The sequence below is a fragment of the Haploplasma modicum ATCC 29102 genome, assembly GCF_000687835.1.
In the GTDB taxonomy this organism is placed as follows: domain Bacteria; phylum Bacillota_I; class Bacilli_A; order Acholeplasmatales; family Acholeplasmataceae; genus Haploplasma; species Haploplasma modicum.
Genome location: NZ_JHYB01000006.1, coordinates 1 through 21,081 on the forward strand (window position 1 = coordinate 1; position 21,081 = coordinate 21,081).

22 protein-coding genes, 1 tRNA gene, 1 rRNA gene and 1 other RNA gene are annotated in these 21,081 nt (G+C 28.8%); all 25 read right to left on the reverse strand.

The window, feature by feature from the left end; genetic code table 11:
- Positions 1–208, reverse strand: a 16S ribosomal RNA gene (locus T352_RS0105055); the annotation flags it as partial.
- 199 nt (positions 209–407) lie between these two features.
- A tRNA-Tyr gene (locus T352_RS0105060) sits at positions 408–491 on the reverse strand.
- Positions 492–651: 160 nt separating this feature from the next.
- On the reverse strand, positions 652–1,497 hold the full coding sequence (locus T352_RS0105065; protein ID WP_026392028.1) for a ParB/RepB/Spo0J family partition protein: 846 nt from the start codon (positions 1,495–1,497) through the stop codon (positions 652–654).
- Positions 1,481–2,260 (reverse strand): ParA family protein, encoded by a 780-nt coding sequence (locus T352_RS0105070; protein ID WP_026392029.1) that lies wholly within the window; start codon positions 2,258–2,260, stop codon positions 1,481–1,483. The genes T352_RS0105065 and T352_RS0105070 overlap by 17 nt, the downstream gene beginning before the upstream one ends.
- Before the next feature lie 9 nt (positions 2,261–2,269).
- Entirely contained in the window at positions 2,270–2,965 is a 696-nt protein-coding gene (rsmG, locus tag T352_RS0105075) for a 16S rRNA (guanine(527)-N(7))-methyltransferase RsmG (protein WP_035345448.1), read from the reverse strand.
- The gene (gene mnmG, locus T352_RS0105080) at positions 2,955–4,820 is read right to left on the reverse strand and encodes a tRNA uridine-5-carboxymethylaminomethyl(34) synthesis enzyme MnmG (protein ID WP_026392031.1); all 1,866 of its coding nucleotides are present in this window, start codon (positions 4,818–4,820) and stop codon (positions 2,955–2,957) included. The genes rsmG and mnmG overlap by 11 nt, the downstream gene beginning before the upstream one ends.
- A gap of 19 nt (positions 4,821–4,839) precedes the next feature.
- On the reverse strand, positions 4,840–6,786 hold the full coding sequence (gene tkt / locus T352_RS0105085; protein ID WP_232361988.1) for a transketolase: 1,947 nt from the start codon (positions 6,784–6,786) through the stop codon (positions 4,840–4,842).
- Positions 6,787–6,797: 11 nt separating this feature from the next.
- Positions 6,798–7,622 (reverse strand): Rho termination factor N-terminal domain-containing protein, encoded by an 825-nt coding sequence (locus T352_RS07285; RefSeq protein ID WP_035345451.1) that lies wholly within the window; start codon positions 7,620–7,622, stop codon positions 6,798–6,800.
- Between the two features lie 88 nt (positions 7,623–7,710).
- An RNA gene (gene ffs, locus T352_RS07070) (signal recognition particle sRNA small type) lies at positions 7,711–7,806 on the reverse strand.
- Positions 7,807–7,814: 8 nt separating this feature from the next.
- On the reverse strand, positions 7,815–8,270 hold the full coding sequence (locus T352_RS0105095) for a nucleoside deaminase (RefSeq protein WP_026392033.1): 456 nt from the start codon (positions 8,268–8,270) through the stop codon (positions 7,815–7,817).
- Positions 8,263–8,856 carry a thymidine kinase gene (locus T352_RS0105100; protein WP_026392034.1) on the reverse strand — a complete coding sequence of 198 codons (594 nt, stop codon included), beginning with the start codon at positions 8,854–8,856 and terminating at the stop codon, positions 8,263–8,265. Before T352_RS0105100 ends, T352_RS0105095 begins: the two co-directional genes overlap by 8 nt.
- A 50-nt stretch (positions 8,857–8,906) precedes the next feature.
- Positions 8,907–9,134: a 50S ribosomal protein L31 gene (rpmE, locus tag T352_RS0105105; RefSeq protein ID WP_026392035.1), complete on the reverse strand. Its 228-nt coding sequence runs from the start codon at positions 9,132–9,134 to the stop codon at positions 8,907–8,909.
- 83 nt (positions 9,135–9,217) lie between these two features.
- Positions 9,218–9,727, reverse strand: coding sequence for a Gx transporter family protein (locus tag T352_RS0105110; protein WP_035345454.1), 510 nt, complete (start codon positions 9,725–9,727; stop codon positions 9,218–9,220).
- Positions 9,714–10,163 (reverse strand): NusG domain II-containing protein, encoded by a 450-nt coding sequence (locus tag T352_RS0105115; RefSeq protein WP_026392037.1) that lies wholly within the window; start codon positions 10,161–10,163, stop codon positions 9,714–9,716. Before T352_RS0105115 ends, T352_RS0105110 begins: the two co-directional genes overlap by 14 nt.
- A gap of 13 nt (positions 10,164–10,176) precedes the next feature.
- Positions 10,177–11,400, reverse strand: coding sequence for an FAD:protein FMN transferase (locus T352_RS0105120; RefSeq protein ID WP_026392038.1), 1,224 nt, complete (start codon positions 11,398–11,400; stop codon positions 10,177–10,179).
- Positions 11,401–11,964 carry an Rnf-Nqr domain containing protein gene (locus T352_RS0105125; RefSeq protein ID WP_026392039.1) on the reverse strand — a complete coding sequence of 188 codons (564 nt, stop codon included), beginning with the start codon at positions 11,962–11,964 and terminating at the stop codon, positions 11,401–11,403. It abuts the gene before it with no gap.
- Positions 11,961–12,593, reverse strand: coding sequence for an Rnf-Nqr domain containing protein (locus T352_RS0105130; RefSeq protein ID WP_162151214.1), 633 nt, complete (start codon positions 12,591–12,593; stop codon positions 11,961–11,963). Before T352_RS0105130 ends, T352_RS0105125 begins: the two co-directional genes overlap by 4 nt.
- A gap of 1 nt (position 12,594) precedes the next feature.
- Complete coding sequence (locus tag T352_RS0105135; protein ID WP_026392041.1) at positions 12,595–14,331, reverse strand: hypothetical protein; 1,737 nt, start codon at positions 14,329–14,331, stop codon at positions 12,595–12,597.
- Position 14,332: 1 nt separating this feature from the next.
- Positions 14,333–15,259, reverse strand: a complete 927-nt coding sequence (locus T352_RS0105140; protein WP_026392042.1) for a hypothetical protein — start codon at positions 15,257–15,259, stop codon at positions 14,333–14,335.
- 1 nt (position 15,260) lies between these two features.
- Entirely contained in the window at positions 15,261–16,304 is a 1,044-nt protein-coding gene (locus T352_RS0105145; RefSeq protein WP_026392043.1) for an RnfABCDGE type electron transport complex subunit D, read from the reverse strand.
- Between the two features lies 1 nt (position 16,305).
- Positions 16,306–17,613 carry an RnfABCDGE type electron transport complex subunit C gene (locus T352_RS0105150; RefSeq protein ID WP_026392044.1) on the reverse strand — a complete coding sequence of 436 codons (1,308 nt, stop codon included), beginning with the start codon at positions 17,611–17,613 and terminating at the stop codon, positions 16,306–16,308.
- A 14-nt stretch (positions 17,614–17,627) separates the two neighbouring features.
- A complete protein-coding gene (gene glyA, locus T352_RS0105155; RefSeq protein WP_026392045.1) occupies positions 17,628–18,869 on the reverse strand; it encodes a serine hydroxymethyltransferase in 1,242 nt (413 codons plus the stop codon).
- Between the two features lie 75 nt (positions 18,870–18,944).
- Entirely contained in the window at positions 18,945–19,664 is a 720-nt protein-coding gene (locus T352_RS0105160) for a YebC/PmpR family DNA-binding transcriptional regulator (RefSeq protein WP_026392046.1), read from the reverse strand.
- 12 nt (positions 19,665–19,676) lie between these two features.
- Positions 19,677–20,210, reverse strand: coding sequence for an inorganic diphosphatase (locus T352_RS0105165; RefSeq protein WP_026392047.1), 534 nt, complete (start codon positions 20,208–20,210; stop codon positions 19,677–19,679).
- Positions 20,211–21,041, reverse strand: a complete 831-nt coding sequence (locus tag T352_RS0105170) for a bifunctional 5,10-methylenetetrahydrofolate dehydrogenase/5,10-methenyltetrahydrofolate cyclohydrolase (protein WP_026392048.1) — start codon at positions 21,039–21,041, stop codon at positions 20,211–20,213. It lies immediately after the preceding gene.
- Positions 21,042–21,081 lie beyond the last annotated feature (40 nt).

Genomic DNA, 21,081 nt, shown 5'->3' on the forward strand with positions numbered 1-21,081 from the left:
TTGATTGGATCTTTAATAATATTCCGATGCCGGATTATTACCTATTTGGTATTAGCAATCGTTTCCAACTGTTATTCCAAATTCTAGGGCAGGTTACCTACGTGTTACTCACCCGTTCGCCACTAAGGTACAAGTACCTTCGTTCGACTTGCATGTATTAGGCACGCCGCCAGCGTTCATCCTGAGCCAGGATCAAACTCTCCAATTGATTTATTGTTTTTGTTTGATTGCTCAATTATAATTTTTTTTTTTTTTTGATTCTTATTACGCTCTCATCATCATTCAGTTTTCAAAGATTTTCTGTACCTTTCTTATAGGCACTTAATTATTGTATCAAACTTAATTAGATATGTCAACACTAATATTAACTTTATTTTAATTAATGTTTTTTATCATAAATACAATAATGGTGGAGGGGGACAGATTCGAACTGTCGAACCGTTAGGAACAGATTTACAGTCTGCCGCGTTTAGCCACTTCGCTACCCCTCCAACTAGGCTTGCTTATATATTGTATCCTATACATTTATAAATTGCAAGGCTTTTATCAAACTTTTTTAAATTTAATTTCGTTATTTAGGTTTATATGGTTTTTTTTATAAATAATTAAAAAATTAGCAATAATTTAAGGTGTTTTTTAATAAGATTGCTCTTATAATGCGTTTTTTATTAATTTTTCTAATAATAATTTTATAGATTCATCATCGGTAATCTTAAAAATTACCTTATCTTCCTTAATATAAACATTGGAACCATAATATTGTTTTAAAATGTTTCTTTCATTTTTATAAACTTTGTTAATACTTCTTTTAGCGATACTATTTCTTTTATTAAGTGATGCACTTAATTCTTCAATATCTCTTACTGTTAATTTTTCCGAAATTATCTTATTGGCAAATTCAATCATTGTTGCCTCATCTTTTAACTTACTTAAAACACGAGCATGACCCATTGATATTTTGTTATCTAAGATCATTTTTTGAATTATTTCTGGCAAATTTAATAGTCCTATTATATTAGTAATATGTGATCTACTTTTACCAAGTTTTGCAGCTAATTCACTTTGGGTAATTTTAGTTACATCAATCATCTGTTTATATGACCATGCTTCTTCAATTGGTGATAAGTTTTCTCTTTGGATATTTTCAATAATACTAATCTCAGCAATCTTTGCATCACTATAATTTCTAATTACCGCAGGGATTTTATCTAGTTTCAATAACGATGCTGCTCGGTATCTTCGTTCTCCTGCTACAATAATATAATTATTTTCTATTTTTTTTAAAATTAACGGTTGTAGTATTCCATTTTCTTTAATAGAATCCGCTAATTCTTTAATTTTGTCCTCAGCAAAGAACTTTCTTGGTTGATTAGGATTTGGAAAAATTTTATCTAAACTAATTTCAACTATTAACTCATTATCTAAAACTTTATCAACATTATGTTCTTCAATTAAGTCTTTAAGTCCTCTACCAACTAATTTATTTTTTTGATCCATTTTTCTTGATAATCTCCTTTGCCAAATTTTTGTATAGTTTTGCTGATGGTGCCTTAGCATTATAATTTAATATTGGTGCACCATATGTTGGGGCAACTTGTGCAGCAACATTACTTGTAATGATTGTATCAAAGACTCCTTCACCAAAATAACTCTTAACTTCATGAACAATTTCCCATCCGGCCTTTGTTCTTTTATCGAGCATTGTTAGTAAAACTCCTTCAATCCCAAACTTTCTATTTACAAGTCTTAGCTCACTTTGAACAATTCTAATAGTATTTAGTAATTGTGTTAATCCGTCAATTGCTAAAAATTGACATTGAACTGGAATTAATACAGTATCAGCTGCATATAATGCACTAAGTGTAAATAATCCAAGTGATGGTGGTGAATCTATTATTATATAATCATAGTCATCTTTTATTTCTAAGAGTTTTTCATACAAAACAAAGTTTCTTTCATCATGTTTTAATTTTAATTCTGCATTTGCAAGTTCTATCGTTGAAGGTATAACATCTAATTTATATTGTGGCAAATTAATAATGCTATCTTTAATTTCTCTTTGATTAGTTAAAACTTCATAAATAGTGTTAAAAAGACCACTTCTATTAATTCCAAGACTAGTTGTTGCTGAACTTTGAGGGTCCATATCAACAAGTAAGACTTTTTCCGAATAGTATCCAAGTGATGCTGCAAGATTAACACTAGTAGTTGTTTTACCTACTCCACCTTTTTGATTAGCTATAGCAATTATTTTCCCCATATAAACTCCTTATAATGGTTTTTTTACCATCTCTTGATATTTTCTAGGATAACCTTTAACATGTACATCCTTTTTTATAACATATATTGTTCGCTCACCATAATCATATGGCAACTCAAAATTCATTTCATTTACTATATTACTTTTTAGAATTCTAAAAACACTTATAGCATTATTTAACTCTTCATTTGATTTTGAACCTTTCATTGCAATAAATCTGCCATTAACTTTAAGCATTGGGATTGCCATCTCACTAATTAGTGTTAAATTACCTAAAGCTCTTGCTGTTACATAGTCAAATTTTTGTTGATTATTTATCCCAAAATCTTCTATTCTTGAATGAACTAAATTAACATCATCTAATTTTAATTCAGTTACTAGTTCTTTTAAAAACTTAATTCTTTTATTAGATGAGTCTATTATTGTTACCTTTAAATTAGGCATAATTATTTTTAGTGGGATTGAAGGAAATCCTGCCCCACTTCCCATATCACATAGTGTTACACCATTTCCTTCAATAAAAGTCTTTATTGTTAAAGAATCATAAAAGTGTTTATAATACACATCATTTTCTTCAGTTATTCTTGTTAAGTTTGTATGTTTATTATATTCAATTAACTTGTTAAAATAAAGACTAAACATTTCTTCTTGTTCTTTTGTTAATAAAATATTAAAATGCTTTCTTAAATCTTCTTTAAAATCCATTGATATTTCTCCTTGACTCTATATATAGAATAAGTAGTGATATATCAGTTGCATTAACTCCCATTATTCTGGATGCTTGACCAATTGATTTTGGAAGTACTCTTTTTAATTTTTCACGTGCTTCATAAGATAGATTTGAAATATGATCATAGTTTACATCATTAGGTATTTTTTTATTTTCAAGTTTAAGAACTTTTTCAGCTTCTTTTCTTGCTTTATTAATATATCCTTCATATTTAACTTGAATTTCAATTTGTTCATAAATATCTTCGTCAAATTTATTACCTAAAAAATATTTAATATCATCTTTGTTAATTTCTGGTCGCTTTAATAAATTAAATAAAGATATTTTCTCAAAGATTCTTGCTGAATCTCTATTTACTAAATATTCATTATTTTCTTCATTTGGCATAACATAGAATTCTTTTACGTTATTAATTAATTCTTCAAATTTAGCTTTTTTATTATTAAACATTTCATATTCTTTATCAGAGACAACCCCAAATTTATAACCATATTCAGTAAGTCTTAAATCAGCATTATCATTTCTAATAAATAATCTATATTCAGCTCTTGATGTAAGTAATCTATAAGGATCATCAATCCCTTTAGTTACAAGATCATCAATCATAACACCAATATATGCTTCATCACGTTTTAAAATAAATGGTTCTTCATTTGAAACTTTAAGCCCAGCATTTATTCCTGCCATTAATCCTTGAGCAGCTGCTTCTTCATAGCCACTTGTTCCATTAATTTGTCCTGCACAAAATAGATTTTTGATTTTCTTTGTTTCTAGGTTTGGATTTAATTCAAGTGGGTTAATTGCATCATATTCAATAGCATATCCATATTTCATTACTCTGGCATTTGCTATTCCTGGTATTGTCTTTAATATTTTATCTTGAATATCTTCAGGAAAACTTGTTGATAATCCTTGAACATATACTTCATCCCAATAAATACTTTCTGGTTCTAAAAATATTTGATGTCTTGGTTGTTCACTAAATTTAACAATTTTATCTTCAATTGAAGGACAGTATCTAGGTCCAACCCCTTCTACTATTCCACTATACATTGAAGATAGTGCTAAATTGTTTCTAATCAAATTATGAGTTTCCTCTGTTGTATGAAGTAGATAGCAATTTTCTTTTGGTGCATTTTCATTAAAATAACTAGGGTCATGACTGAAAGTATATTTTTCAGGATCTCCCGGTTGAACAACAAATTGACTAAAATCAATTGTTTTTTTATCAAGTCTCATTGGTGTCCCGGTTTTTAATCTAATTACTTCTAGACCATGCTCTTTTAACTGTCCACTAATTCCTTTAGTAGTTTTATCACCATCTGGTCCACTTTCTGTTTTAGTTAATCCTCTTAGGATTGCACTTCTTAAATATGTTCCAGTTGTTATTATTACGGTTTTACTAAAAATCTTTTCGCCATTTTCAAGTAAAACCCCTTTTACTTCATTATCTTCGATTATAAGTTTATCAACAAATTCTTCTAATAAATCAAGACCTTCTTGTTGTTTTAAATATCTTAAAACAATTTTAGGATATTTTACTTTATCTAATTGAGCACGGTATGCTCTGACAGCTGGTCCTTTTGAAGCATTTAATAGCTTCATTTGGATTTGCCCTTCATCACTTGCTTTCCCTTGAATTCCACCAAGGGCATCTATTTCTCTAACTACAACACCTTTTGCTGGACCACCTATTGAGGGGTTGCAAGGCAAAGAGGCAACCTTATCAAGATTGCCAGTAATTAGTAAAGTTTTTTTATTCATTTTTGCTAAGGAGAGAGCTGCTTCTACACCAGCATGTCCGCCTCCAATTATAATACTATCGTACAATTAAATCACACTTCTTTTTTTATTTGATTTCTTTAAATGTTTTTGCTAAATTTTCTGGAGTAAATCCTAGATCAGCCATTGCTGTATCTCCATCAGTACTTAAACCAAATCTATTTAATCCCATGACATTTTTTGTATATTTATACCATGACATTGGACTTGCCATCTCAACAGCAAGTGTTTTAACATTGTTAGGTAAAACTTCTAATTTATATTCATTGCTTTGTCTTTCAAAATCAAACATTGAAGGCATAGATACTACTCTAACATCAAGACCTTCTTTATATAAGATTTCTTTTGCTTTCATTGCAAGGCTTACTTCTGAACCTGATGCTAATAAAATACCATCCAGTTTTTTGTTTTCCTTACCTATTATATAAGCACCTTTCTTTACTCCTTCATAGTTTGAAGTTGTAAAGTTATCAACATTTTGTCTAGTAAATATTAAACATGTTGGGGTTGTAGTTGCTTCATATGCTATTTTCCATGCTGCAATTGTTTCATTAGCATCAGCTGGTCTTATAACATTTAAGTTAGGGATAGCTCTAAGTCCTGCTAATTGTTCAATTGGTTGATGAGTTGGTCCGTCTTCCCCTACAGCAATACTATCATGAGTAAAAACAAATGTTGTAGGTAGATTCATAATTGCTGCTAGTCTAACTGCCGGTTTCATATAATCACTAAAGACAAAGAATGCTCCAGTAAATGTTCTAAGACCAGATAGTGCAATACCATTTGCAATTGCACCCATTGCATGTTCTCTTACTCCATAGTTAATATTTCTTCCAAGTAAAGTATCTGGTCCATAATTACCATCTGCACCTTTTGCTTTTGTTGAACTTGTTAAATCCGCTGACCCACCAATAATATTTAAATGTTTTTTAGAAATAATTTTTATTACTTCACCATTAATATTTCTTGTTGCAGTTGGTTTAGATTGATCAATTTCATCAAATTCTTTTAAATCTAATTTATAATCATTTTTAATAAATTCATTAAATAATTTAGCTTCTTCTGGATATGCCAACTCATATTTAGCAAACATTTCTGCCCATTTAATATAACTATTTTTTCCTCTTTTTGTTACTAAGTTATTGAAATTATCATAAATTTCTTTACTAATTTCAAATGGAGCAAATTCCCAGTCAAGATTTTTTCTAAGAACTTCAACATCAGCACCTAATGGTGATCCATGAACTGAACTTGTTCCTTCTTTTGTTGCACCACGACCAATAATTGTTTTTACTTCAATTAGTGTTGGTTTATCTACTGATTCTTTAGCCTTATTGATTGCATCATTAATCGCTTCTAAATCTTCACCATCTTTAACTAATAAGTAATTCCAATTTTGGGCTTCAAATTTTTGTTTATGATTTTCTGTAATTGCAAGATTTACTGGGCCATCTAATTGGATATCATTTGAGTCAAATAAAACAATAAGTTTGTTTAATTTTAAGTGTCCGGCTAAACTAATTGCTTCTAAAGCAACTCCTTCTTGTAAATCACCATCTCCAACAATAACATATGTATGATGATCAATTACATTAAATCCTTCTTTATTAAATCTTTTTGCCATATGACTTTCAGCAATAGCCATCCCAACAGCATTAGAAATACCTTGACCAAGTGGTCCTGAAGTAGTTTCTACTCCATCAGTATGTCCATACTCAGGATGTCCTGGTGTATTACCAACTTTTCTAAAGTTTTTTAAATCTTCAATTGTAATATTATAGCCAATTAAATGATTAATTGCATAAAGCATTGCTGATCCATGACCAGCTGATAAAACAAATCTATCTCTGTTTGCCCACTTTGGTTTACCAACATTAACATTTAAATGATTAGTAAAAATACTATAAGCCATTGGTGCTGCTCCAAGTACAATACCTGGATGTCCACTATTTGCATTATTGATTGCATCTACCCCTAAAAATCTAATTGCATCAACCGATTTTTTGTTTAACATGTAATCCTCCATTATTTATTGTTCTTTTTTATTAATTTAATTAAATCTTGTTTTGTTAAGCTTGAATAACCTTTTAATTCCATAGATCTTGCCATATCTTTTAATTCAGCAACTGTCATTGCTTCATAATTTATTTTTTTAGCTTTTGGTTTTTCTATTACTTCAACCTCTACTTCTTCTTGAATATTTTCTTCTTCTAAAATTTGATCTTCCGCTTGAGCATTTTCTTCGATTTCTAAAACTTCTTCATCATCTAGAACTTCAACTTCTTCATCTTCTTCAAATTTGAAGTATTCTTTCATATATTCTTCTTGATCTTTTAAAAGCTTACGGAATCCTTCTTCTGTCAGTAATTCTTTAATTTGCATTTGAGCTTTATCATTTTTTTCACGCATTTGAGCATTCGCTTTTCTTGAATGAATTGCATTACCAATAAATGTAATAACTAAAGCAGCAATAATACCTAAGAATAATTTATCTTCCGGTAAGAATAATGTTGCAAGCACAATAATTACTAATGATAATCCCATTGAGCCTAGTAAAAAGATTCTTGACATCTTTGAGTTCATTTCTGAAATTTCATCTAAGTAGTTTAACCATACTTCGTTTATTTCTTCCTTGAAGAAATAATCCATTTTTTCATAAAAACCTTTTTCAATTAAAAGTTTGTAGTTTCTTCCATCAGATGACCAAATATAGAATCTTCCTCTTGGTACATATTGTTGTAAGAAAGGTGTATCATTCATATAATGTAATTCTACTTGTTTACCATTTAACTCTTGAACTAAAAAAGGCTCTCCTGTTAAATATTTAAATACTTTATTGTTCATTTTCATATTAAAATCCTCCAATTCTATAATATATTATATCATTAAACTCTATTTTTTATTTTTTTTTACATATTATTATTAAATTATAAATCCCCATTAAGCATCACCACCCACATAAAGAGAATGCTTATGGCTGCTTCGATCAAGACCTGACCAGATTCACACTTTCTTTATTGAATGATGATGCTTAATAGGGATTTACTTTTTATTTCTAATTTCTTTAAAAAAACTTTTGAGTAGTTGTTCACTTTTTCCATCATCATCAATTTTACTTATAGTGGTTTGATGATTAAATGGTTGTTCGAACATTTCTATTATACTATTAGCGACTCCACTTTTCAAGTCTGAAGCGGAATAATAAACAGTTTTAATTCTTGATTGAATGATTGCTCCAGCACACATCGGACAAGGTTCAAGTGTTGCATACAAGATACAATCTTCTAAGCGCCAACTTTTTAGTTTTTTATTAGCCTTTTTAATTGCAACAATTTCTGCATGTCCTAATACACTTTTTTTACTTTCACGGTTATTGTGTGCTTTAGCAATTACTTTATCTTTATAGACAATTACAGCACCAACAGGAACTTCATTTTTTTTATACGACTTTTTTGCTTCCTCAAAAGCAAGATTCATAAACTTATTATGATTATTCATTTATTTTTTCTTTACCTGGAACTAAATGTTCATCACGTGATCTTGGTTCATATGATTCTGTTGCTCCAATTAAAACGATAGGGTCGTTATAATTTGCTGGACTTCCATTGATAATTCTTTGGGTTCTAGTTGCTGGCTTACCACTAACATTACAAATTGCAGTTAGTTTTGTTACTACTTCAGCAATTGCAAGAATTTGTGGCATTGGTCCAAAAGGTTCACCTTTAAAATCACGGTCTAATCCACCAACAATTACTCTAAGCCCTTTGTCTGCTAATCTATCAATAACATCAACAATTCTTTGATCAAAGAACTGTGCTTCATCGATAATTACTGCTTCTAGTGAATCATCAATATAATCATATATTTCTTCACTTGCTTTAATATTAATAGCATCTTTTTCATTTTTGTTATGAGATTTAATTACATAATCACCATGTCTATCATCAACTGCTGGTTTAAATACTAAAAATTTCTTTTTGGCAAATTCAAGTCTTTTAATTCTTCTGATTAATTCTTCAGTTTTACCGGCAAACATTGGTCCGCAAACCACTTCAATATAGCCGCATTCAAAATTATGATACATTATTTAGCCCCCTATTTTTAGAAAAAAACGTGACTTGGTCACGTCTAAGATTATTTATCTTTATTTTCTTTTTCTTTATTTACACCATAACGACGATTAAATCTTTCAACACGTCCTTGTGCTTGAACAAATGATTGTGATCCTGTATAGAATGGATGACATTTTGAACATGTATCAACTTTAATTTCTTTTAATGTTGAACCTACTTCAAATTCTTCTCCGCATGTTGAACAATTAACTTTCGCTAAGTTATATTCTGGTTGAATGTTTACTTTCATATTTTTACTCCTTCCGCCATAGTTTCCTATGATAAGTTTTTTACTTAAATATTATATCATAGATAAAATCATAATCAAGTATTTTATTCTTCTTTGTTTTTATCTTGATAATGTATTAAAAATTTCTCTGCGATTAAACCAATTACTATTCCTGTTATAACTCCCAGTGGAATCATAATATATAAATACATTGCAATCTCAGATGTTCCTAAAACAAATATACCGATAATTATTTGACCAATTTGATGTGAGATAGATCCAATTAAACTTACAAGGATTGTCCCAAATTTAAGTTTCTTAAGTAGGCTCATTACAGTCGTTGATAAAACTGATCCTGCAAATCCCATCCAAAAGGTTGGTCCAATAACTCCTGATAATATCGCAACTAGAAAAACTCTTGTAAGACTAACTATATATGCTTCCTTGTATGAAAACATATATAAAACTACTAATACTACTAGATTTGCAAGTCCAAGCTTTGCACCTGGAACAACCACTAACTCTAACCTTGATTCAATAAGTCCTAACACAATTGCAAGGGCAGTTAGATTGGCAAGCATAATCATTTTTTTTGTTTTTTTAGATGATGTCATCGTAATTTGTTCCTGAAGAGATAAAGACAATTATTACATTATTAGGAATACATGATATTGGTTTACCATTTGATACTCCTTGTTTTAGACATGTGTTGTTTGGACTTTCTTCTTCAATAACTTGCATTGTTCTATCTTCTAAATTATATTTAATTACTATTTCTTGTCTAATTCCATCTATTTTATAATCACCTAAAATAGTTATTGTATTATTAGTACTATCATGTTTAGGATATCCTACAGAATTATTTTCTTGATCCATTAGATTTACTTTCTTATTTTCAAAATCTACATCAGCAACTATAGTATCACGATACTTAATAATTGAATTAGTAAATGTAGTTTTTTTGTAGGCATTTGAAATCATGAAATACCCTATTATAGTGATCAATACAATAACAATTATTATTATTAAATCTCGATATTTAGTTTTCATGACTTCATCACCTCTATTCTTCGCTATCTTCTTTATTTGATAGTTTAGATTTATTATTTTTTGAAATATAGTATATTCCTACACCAAATACAATTATAACACCACTAATAATTAACCAATCAAAGATTGATGCTTTAATGATGTTAGTTGAACCATCAGAATTTACAAACTCATTTTCTTTTAAATTATTGATTATTTTTTTATCTGATTTTATAATTATATACTCTGTTAATTTGTTTTGCTTGCCCCAAGCTTCTAATTTCTTTTTATCCATTGAAAATATTGCTGTACTTAGTGCATCACCAAGTGCTGCACTATCAGTTACAATAATTGCAATTCTATTATCAATTTCAGGCATTCTTGTAATAGGAGATATTATATGATGGTATAATCTGCCAAAAAATTCTTTATTTTGTTCAGTATCACCACTAGTTGTAACAGTCTTATTAGCAACATTAATATAGCCATAAATACCACCAAATGGATTAGAAACACCAACTTTAGTATACCCTTTATCATTATTTAAGTTATAACCATATTTTAGTGAACTTGCACTACCTTTAATTTTATAACTAACAAGTCCTTCTTCTTTAAAATAATTTTCAACTTCATCAAGTGCATAACCTTTGGCGATTCCACCAAGATCGATTTTTACACCTTCTTTAATTAACACATAATATTTATTATTTTCTTTTGTAAGAACTATTCCATTATCAATAATTGGTATATTCTTAATTTCTTCAACAATTTTATTAAACTGCTCTTCGGTATAATTATTATTAGCAAGTGGATCTATTAGATCTTTCCACTTATCAATAATTTTACCAATTGAAATATTAAAATATCCTTCAGTTAATACTTGTACTTCTAGTGAAAACTCTAAAATATCATATAAAACTTTATCAATTTCAATTTTTTTGTTAATGTTATTATTGATATAATAAACATTTTTAATTGGCTCACCTAAAACATCATAGCCTTCAAAATTATCTGTTAGTATACTAATATTTGTAATAATTTCTTCAGAACGTTTTAATTGTTCTAAGTAGTTATTAGCTTTTGGATCATTAACGTCAATTTCAACCGAAAAATCTGTATCCATTGCTGAAATGTATTTTCTATGATATTCATTTGGTTTAACTTCACTGTTTGCCAAAACTTTATTGTTATTTAGTGTTTGTACTGTAAATAATCCAACGAAAATCATTAGACAAACACTAATTACTTTTTTTAACACTTATAAAATACCTGCTAATCCCATGAAAATCATAGCAATTAGCCCTGTTGTTATAAGTAAAATTGGAAAACCTCTAAATGATTTAGGGATTCCTGGTAAATCTAATTTTGGTTTTATAGTATAAAGTAATAACATCATTAACATAAACCCTATCATATAACCAACTACTTCAACAAGTGCGCCTACATATGTTTCTGATTGTAAGATTAATAATAAAATAGTAACTACTAAAGCATCTTCTAAAATAAATGTTTCAAGAATATTTGTTCTACCTTCTTCAAACTGAATTTTATCGACTACTTTATTACTTAGAACAACAACATTTTGTAAAACTAATACAATTAAGATTGGAATTAAAAATGAGAATGTTGTTCCCACAAATAAATATTTATTAAGTGGGTATACAATAAGTGCTGATACAAAAGTAAAGATTGCTAATTTAGTACTATTGATCATTAATGATTTTAATTTAGTCTTTTTACTAATCGTTGGAAAACCTTCTAATTTATAAAACATAATATTTGAAATAAAGATTGCTGCAAATAATATTTCTAGATATTTCATATTCTTGCTCCTCTCTTATTGAAAATTGCTACAATAAATCCTAATAATATTATAGCACCTAAAGGATTTGAGAATACTGTCATTGCATAATCCTTAAATAGGTTAAGCTGGAATTTAATGTTAGTATAGTTACCGAAAGTGATCATTCCTGTACTTAATAATTCTCTAAAGAACCCAATTACAATCATAATTACCATTAATCCTAAAAATGACTGTAATGAATTTAACACACTATATCCAATATTACGTTTTTCATTGTCTGCAATTAACATATATGGTAATGCACTAATAGATAGAATAATTATATAAAGATTATAATCTTTACTAAAATTTATGAAAAATGCATTAGACAGTAAACTAACTAAAACTGCAGTACTGATAAAGATAAATGGTACTACAATTGGAATTAATTCTTCTCTTACAGTTTTATAGATTAATTTACCCAAAAATGTTACTAAAATTAAATAAATAAATGAAAACAATAAATAAACCAATGTTGATTCAAGTGTTTTAGTAACAAAGATTGCTGGAAGTAGAGAATAAATAAGTAATGATACAGATTTTTTGTTTACTTCATGTGGATGAAAAATGTTTAATAAATTTTGATCTTTTACGCTCATTGGTGTCATCTTATTTACCTCCTAATAGATTTGCAAGTTCTGTTAATAATTTAACAATTGCGTTTTTTGAATTTGTAGCACCCGTAATATCTGAATTATATTCTAAAATATTATCAACCACTACTTTGTTTTTAACTAGGCTATCTAAAAACTCAATAGATTTACCCTTGAAACTTCCTTCTGTATGATTGTATTCATAGATAACATAACCAATTATTTCACGGTTATTATTTAGCATGAATTCAAAGTCAATTACTCCAGTATTTTGACCAAGGTAGATTGCTTTTATTGCTGCTCTTGATGTTGTACCTACTACTTCACCGTTAATTAATACATTTTGATTTCTTGATACATATTCATTTTTTAGTGCTGTTTCTTCTAAAGTTACTTCAGCACCATAAATTACTTCATAAATATCTTTTTCATTTAAAACAACAAAATCATTCAAGTTTTTAAACATTAACTTAATTGCACTTTGAGTATTTGTTGCACCTGTATTATCAGTTGAGTAAAGTGATGCTTCTTCTATGCTTAACTTTTGTTCAACAATTTCATCTAAGAATTTTAAAGAAATTTCATAAAGATTTGTTTGTCCAAGTGCTAAAGTGTGTTTATATTCAACTTCTTCATAACCGATTATTTTATTATCTAAGTCTAAAATAATATTGAATGTAATATGGCCACTTCTTCCATTAAAATATTCAGCTTCTTGACTTACTAAATAAGAATAACCAACATGATTATTATCAATATGTAATTCATTAAAAGCAAGAACTTCATCAGTTTGAATAATTGGCATTCTTTCAAAACCAACATTTTTAGATTTAAAGATTACTTCATAAATACTTACATAGTTATTACTAATAAATTGATTTAAGTCTTCAAACATTGCTCTAATTGCAGCTTGTGAACCTGTTGCTCCAGTAATATCTGTTTCATGGTCTTTTACTTTATTAATATTTAAACCAAGTTTTGTTATTTCATCTAAAAACTTAATTGATGCTTCCATATACTGTCCTTGTCCATGACCGTATTCAATTACTTCATAGCCTAAGATTTCATTTTCTAAGTTTAAGACAACATTTAATTTAATTGCTCTTCCTGTATCATCAACTGAGTTAATAACAAATGATCTTGCGACTTTATTACCTTTTACAAAAACATTCTTTTGTTCTAAAACGGTTTCTGTTTTTTTAAACTTATAATTAGCAACTGAGAAATTTTTACCAAATAGTATTTCATAAATTGATTTTTCTTCAATAAATCCACCAGCAATACCAACATCTTTTAATAACTCGTCAATTGTTCCAAGTGTTATTGAAACAGTTGGTTTAGCAATATCACTATTTCCTGGATTTTTAATTTCAGATCCCTTAAGCGCATTAACATAATTATTTACTTCACTAGGATGATTCTTTCCTGGAAATTGTTGGTCAATATTTGAAGCAATTCCAATAATTTTTCCTTCTTTATTTAAAACTACATCTAATTTAATGTTACCGTATGTATTATCTTTTTCTGCTTTATATAACAATCCAATCTCTTTTTTTCCATTTAAAACTTTACTTACTTCAGTAATTGTTTTTGGGAGATTTTTTATTTCAACAGTTTCAAATTTAACTTTTTGTCCAAGTGATTTTTCTATTTTTGAAGTTGGGATAATGAAAAGGTAAGATAATAACACTAAACTTGATACTAATAATAAAATAAGTGTATTAACTAGTAAAAATAAATTTTCTTTTTTCATCTTACTCACCACCTAATAAAAACTTTGAAAGTTCAACTAACATTTCTTTAACTAACGTTCTACTATTTGTAGCACCTGTAACATCAGATACAAATGTTTCAACTTCACCAATTTTTACTTTAGCATCTGCTAGTTCATCAAGATAAGCAAATACTTTTTTCTTAAATCCGCCGCCTGTATGTTTATATTCTAATTCTTCAGCACCTAAAATTGTATAATCAGGGCTTAAAATAATATTTAAGTCAATTGATGCTTTTTCTTGTTCATTATAAATACCTAATCCTGTTATATGGTAAACGTGAGCTAAAACTTCACCATTAACTAAAATTGTTTTATAACCTTTAATATTTTCCAAGTCTGGTTTTGTTTGTGCTTCTTCTGTATAATCTTTACCAAATAATTCTTCATAGATTGTTAATTTTTCTTCAACAATACCATGTGATTTACTAATTTCTTCTAAGATAGCATTTGCTGTATCTAATGAGAAACTAACTGTTGGTGCTGTAATTTCAGTTGTTGGTTGATTAATTTTTGAACCCTTATAACCTTCAACATATGTTTTAGTTAAACTTGCACCAATTGATTGGTTTACATTAGCACTTATTCCAAGAATTGTTCCATCTTCTAATACTGCAACAATCATTTGAATATCACCATAACCGTTAGCAAGTGTTGCGTCATATAATGAAACTGTTTTGTTATCACTATTTTTAGCTTGTAATTTTTCTGTAATAATTCCCTTTTCAAACTCTGTTTCTTCTAAATCTTTTAGTTCACTGACTAAACCACTATATTTTTTTAGTCGTTCTTTTGAAATGTTGTTATTTTTAACTGGTGTCAATAAGAAGCTTGCGCCAATTAAAACACCTAAAGTAACGAAAAGATAAATTAAAATGACTAAGTATTTATTTACTGTATCTTTTTTCATTTTAAAAACCCCCTACTCCAGCAAACACAATTAATGCGATTACTAAAATAACTGATGCATAACCAATAATGAATTTCTTTGTATATAAACTGTTTGTCCATTTTTTGTAATCAATTAAAGCAACAAATGTATTTGCAACTAATAATGCAAAAACCATACCTTCTGGAAGTGACCCAAATAATCTAATTATTGCTACTAGTGCACCAATTATTAAACTAAAAATTAATCTACCTGGACCAGTATATGGTGATGTAACTGGATCAGTTGCCATAAATACTATCCCAAATAAGAAACCACCTGATAAAATGTGGAATAATACATATTTAATTACTGAATTAAAATCTAATCCAATTCCAATTCCAGCTACTAACATAAATAAACTAAATGTTAGAAGACTAGTTACAATAACACGGTAATCAGCAGATCTTCTAGCTATTAAGTAAATAGCACCAATAATTATTGCAAGTTTGTTAATTTCACCCATTGAACCTGGAACTAAACCAAATAGTAAATCGGTAATTGAATAATAGTTTAGGACATCTGGAAATGAACTACCTAGTGCTGTTGCTCCTGCAATAGCATCTATTCCTTCATAGGAGAAGAAACTTGCAAAGCTTAATGCTACAAAAACTCTACCTAAACCAGCTGGGTTAAAAATATTTCTACCTAAACCACCAAAAATCATTTTACCAATTAAAATTGCAAAGCTTATTCCCACTACAACAACTACTAAGCTAATTGTGCTTGGTAATGTTAAGACAAAAATAAGTGCAGTAATTATTGGTGGAACAATATTATTTACTGTATATTTATATTTAAAACGTTCTTTCCATGTTTCAGTTTCATCTTTCATTAATCCAAATGCTAATGCTTCAAGTAATACTGCAACTACACTCGCAACTACTGCTCTTAAAGCAAAATCAAATTTATATTGAAATAAAGCAAATGCCATAACTGGTAGTAATGCAATTAAAACGTCAACCATCATTCTTTTTGTACTTGTGTCTTTTCTAACATAAGGACTTTTTTTAGCTATTGCTTGCATTTTAATTTCCTACCTCTCTTAAAAATTGTTTTGATTTTCTCATATATTCTGTTAAATGAATCTTTGAAGGACATACAAATGAACATAGCCCACATTCGATACATTTATTAACATTAAGCATTTCAAGACCATTAGCATCACCATTTTTTAGTGCATTCATAATTTGTACTGGTTGAATCTTAACCGGACATGAATAAACACAAGCAGCACAGTGGATACATGGCTCTTCAAAGTACTCTTCGTTATTTAATACAATCATTGATGTTGTTGTTTGAGTAATAATAACATCATCACTTACAGTATTACCACCCATCATTGGTCCACCAAGAATTAAAACTTTTGGTATTTCAACATCCAAGTAACCACCTGCAAGTTCAACTAAATCACTGATCTTTGTTCCAACTCTTGCTCTAAAGTTAACATTTTTTATTCCATTACCACTTAAAGTAAAGAATCTTTCAAGTAATGGCATTCTAAATTTAATTGCTTTAAAGATTGTTGCAAGAGTTGATACGTTTAAGATTAACACACCATGATTTGCTGTTAGTTGCCCTTGTGGTATTTTAACCCCAATTGCATTTTTAACTGTTTCTAATTCCCATCCTGATGGATAGTGATTACCTACACCAACTACTTCAATGTTGTAGTCTGGGTATTCTTTTAAAGCAAATTCCATAACTTCTTTAATTTCTTTATACTTTTTCTTAATTGCAATTACACCACGTTTAGCACCCATAGCATTCATTGAATATATAAGTCCTTTAATTACCCAGTGTGGTTCATTCATCATAAGTTCAAAGTCACTAACTAAATATGGTTCACACTCAACACCGTTTGCAACAATTGTATCAATTTGTTTGTCAGTGCTAAATTTGATATATGTTGGAAAGGCACTACCACCTAAACCTACTAATCCCATATCTTTTACAATTTCAATAAAATCTTTTTTTGTTAAGTTGTTAACTTCTTCATCTGATCTTTCATAAACGGATTCATGCATTTCATACTTGTAATCATTTTTAACGATTACATAGTTAACTAATCTTCCTGCTTCATCATGTCTTTTTTCATGAGCAATAATTTTACCACTAACTGTCGCATGAATTGGTTGTTCAAAAAAAGCAGCCTTTCTAGTTCCAATAACTTCACCAACTTTTACTTCTTGACCATCAATCACACAAGTTTCACCTTGGGGACATCTAGCTGTAGTAACTGGGTAGTATAGGTACTTTGCTTCCTTATGATAAATAATTGGTAGTTTTTTTAATTCTTTTTTACCATCAGGAATAATTTTTGTTTTCATTATCATTTTAAATCTTCCTCCTACTCGTTAAATAATGGGTAGTTACTCATCAATTGAATAACTTCATTTTTAATTTCATTTAATATATTTTCATCTTGATAATTTAATAATGCACGATCAATTAGTCTAACAACTAATTTCATTTCTTCCTCTTTTAATCCTCTAGTTGTAACAGCTGGACTACCTACTCTAATTCCACTTGCATAATTTGGTTTAAGTGTATCAAATGGAATAGTATTTTTATTAATTGTAATATTTACAGAACCTAAAATATCTTCAGCTTGTTTACCGGTTAGATTTAATTTACTATAGACATCAATTAATACTAAATGATTATCTGTTGTTCCACTAACAATTCTATAACCTAGTTTACTAAATTCCTCAGCCATTGTTTTAGCATTTTTAATTACTTGCATTTGATATGTTTTAAAACTATCTTCTAACGCTTCATTAAATGCTACTGCTTTTGCTCCAATAACGTGCATTAACGGACCACCTTGTGCTCCTGGGAAAACTGCGCTATTTACTTTTTTAGCAATTGCTTCATCATTAGTTAAGATAATACCACCACGTGGTCCTCTTAATGTTTTATGTGTAGTTGATGTAACAACATGGGCATAAGGAATTGGTGATGGGTGTAAGTTAGTTGCAACTAACCCGGCAATATGTGCCATATCAACCATTAAGTATGCTCCTACTTCATCTGCAATTTCTCTAAACTTTTTAAAATCAATAGTTCTTGAATAAGCACTTGCTCCCGCAACAATGATTTTAGGTTTAACTTTATTAGCAATTTTTCTTACTTCTTCATAGTCAATCATTTCAGTTTCTTTATTTACACCATAAAATGCACTTTTATAGAAATTACCTGAAAATGATAATTTATAACCGTGAGTTAAATGTCCACCTTCGTTTAGTGACATTCCAAGAATTAAATCCCCTGGTTCAAGAAGTGCAGCATATGCAGCCATATTTGCTTGTGAACCTGAATGTGGTTGAACGTTTGCAAAATTAGCCCCAAATAATTTTTTCAAACTTTCGATTGCTTCATTTTCTAAAACATCAACAAATTCACATCCACCATAATATCTTTTACCTGGATAACCTTCTGCATATTTATTTGTCAAGATTGAGCCCTGCATAGTTAAAACATCATCTGAAACAAAGTTTTCTGATGCTATCAATTCTAAGTGATTTCTCTGTCTATTTGCTTCGTTTTCTAAAGCTCCAAAGAGAATTTTTCTTATTTTATTATCTTTCATATTATCGCCTTCTTTTATACTTATTATATCACAAAAAAAACGTAAAAAAAGATGGTTTTTTTTAATTAAACCATCTTACTCAATGATAGCGTTATTATAAACATCCTTTACGTCGTCTAACTCATCTAACATCGTCATTAACTTGTTATACATATCGATATCTTCTTGATTTTTTAGTGTAACTTCTGTTAAAGGAACCCACATAATTTCATCTGTTACAAACTCAATTTTATCATCAAAACTAAGTAAAGCATTACGAATCTTAGCATAGTCTGTTGACTTACCGAAGATACTTACACCTTGTTCATCTTCTTCAATATCACTTGCATCAATATCATTTTCTATAATTATTTCTAGTATTTCATCTTCTGTCATATCTTTAATTGCAAAAACTGATTTTTCTTCAAACATATGAACAACAGAACCTGATATTCCTAATTTTGAATTTGATTTTGTAAAACAATTTCTAACATTTGAAATTGTTCTAGCTACATTATCAGTTAAACATTCGACGATAAATAAACTATTACCTGGACCAAAACCTTCATATCTAACTTCTGAATAGTTTTCATCAGTTCCACCTTTAGCCTTATCAATTGCTCTTTTAATAATATCTCCAGGAACTTGTTCTTTTTTAGCTCTTTCAATAATTCTTTTTAGTTCCATATTAATTTCTGGATCTGGATTACCTTTAGCGGCCATATATACTTCACGACCATATTTTGAATAAATTCTTGTTTTTGCAGCAGCAGTTTTTGCCATTGCTTGTTTTCTAACTTCAAACGCTCTTCCCATTATTACACTTCCTTATTTTTTTAAAAACGTTTCTTCATAATTTTTCATTGCATATTCAATTATTTTTTCTGCTTCTTTTCTACCTTCAATATCTAACACATATGTTTGTTTACCTTCTAAGGCCTTATATGTTTCAAAGAAGTGACCAATCTCTGTTAGTAAATGTTGTGGTAAATCATTAATATCTTTATAAGATGTCATTGATGGATCGCCCAGTGGTACTGCAATTATTTTTTCATCAACATCATCATCATCAATCATTTTCATTACACCAATTGGATAACATTCCACTAAACTCATTGGTTCAATGTCTTCTTGACATAAAACTAAGACATCAAGCGGGTCATTATCATCTGAATATGTTCTTGGTATAAAACCATAATTTGCTGGATAATGAGTTGACGTAAACAAAATTCTATCTAAAATAATTAAGCCAGTTTCTTTATCTAGCTCATATTTTTTCTTACTTCCTTTTGAAATTTCAATTACTGAGATAAACTTTTCTTTTGAAATTCGCTCTTTACTTATATCATGCCAAATATTCATTTAATCACGCTCCATTTTGCTTATCTTATAGACATTTTCTAAAAGTGCATTAATTGTCATTGGACCAACTCCCCTTGGAACTGGTGTTATGTAACTTGCTTTTTTGCTGACATTTTCAAAATCAACATCGCCAATTAGTTTCCCATCAATACGGTTAATCCCGACATCAATTACGATAACCCCATCTTTAACCATATCTTCTTTTAAGAGTTTTGCTATACCAACAGCAACAACAACTAAATCAGCTTCTTTAGTATATAATTTTATATCTTTTGTTTTACTATGACAAATTGTAACACTTGCATTTCTATCTAGTAAAAGTTTAGCAATTGGTAGTCCTACAATCTGACTTCTTCCGATAACAACAACATTCATTCCACTTACATCAATCTTATATTCATCGATAAGATTAATAATCCCTTGTGGGGTTGCAGCATTAATACAATCTAATTTTTGAAATAGTTTTCCTTGGTTGATTGTTGTAAAGCCGTCAATATCTTTATTAGGGTCTATTAAATTAATCATTTTCTTTTCATTAAAGCCTTTAGGTAGTGGTAATTGTAATAAAATTCCATTAACACTACTATCATTATTTAATCTCTTGATTAATAATTCTAACTCAGACTCTTTAATATCATTACTTAAATTAATTAATTCTGTTTCAATACCAACTTCTTTAGAAGCCTTTATTTTACCCTTTACATAAACTAAACTAGCCGGGTCTTCACCTACTAATATAATTGATGTTTTTAATTTAAGATTTTCATTTTTAATTTTAGTTTTTAATTCTTCATTTCTTTTTTTAGAAATTAAAAGCCCATCTAGCAACATACTATCGCCTCTTCTTTACTTCTATTTATCATTTATTATT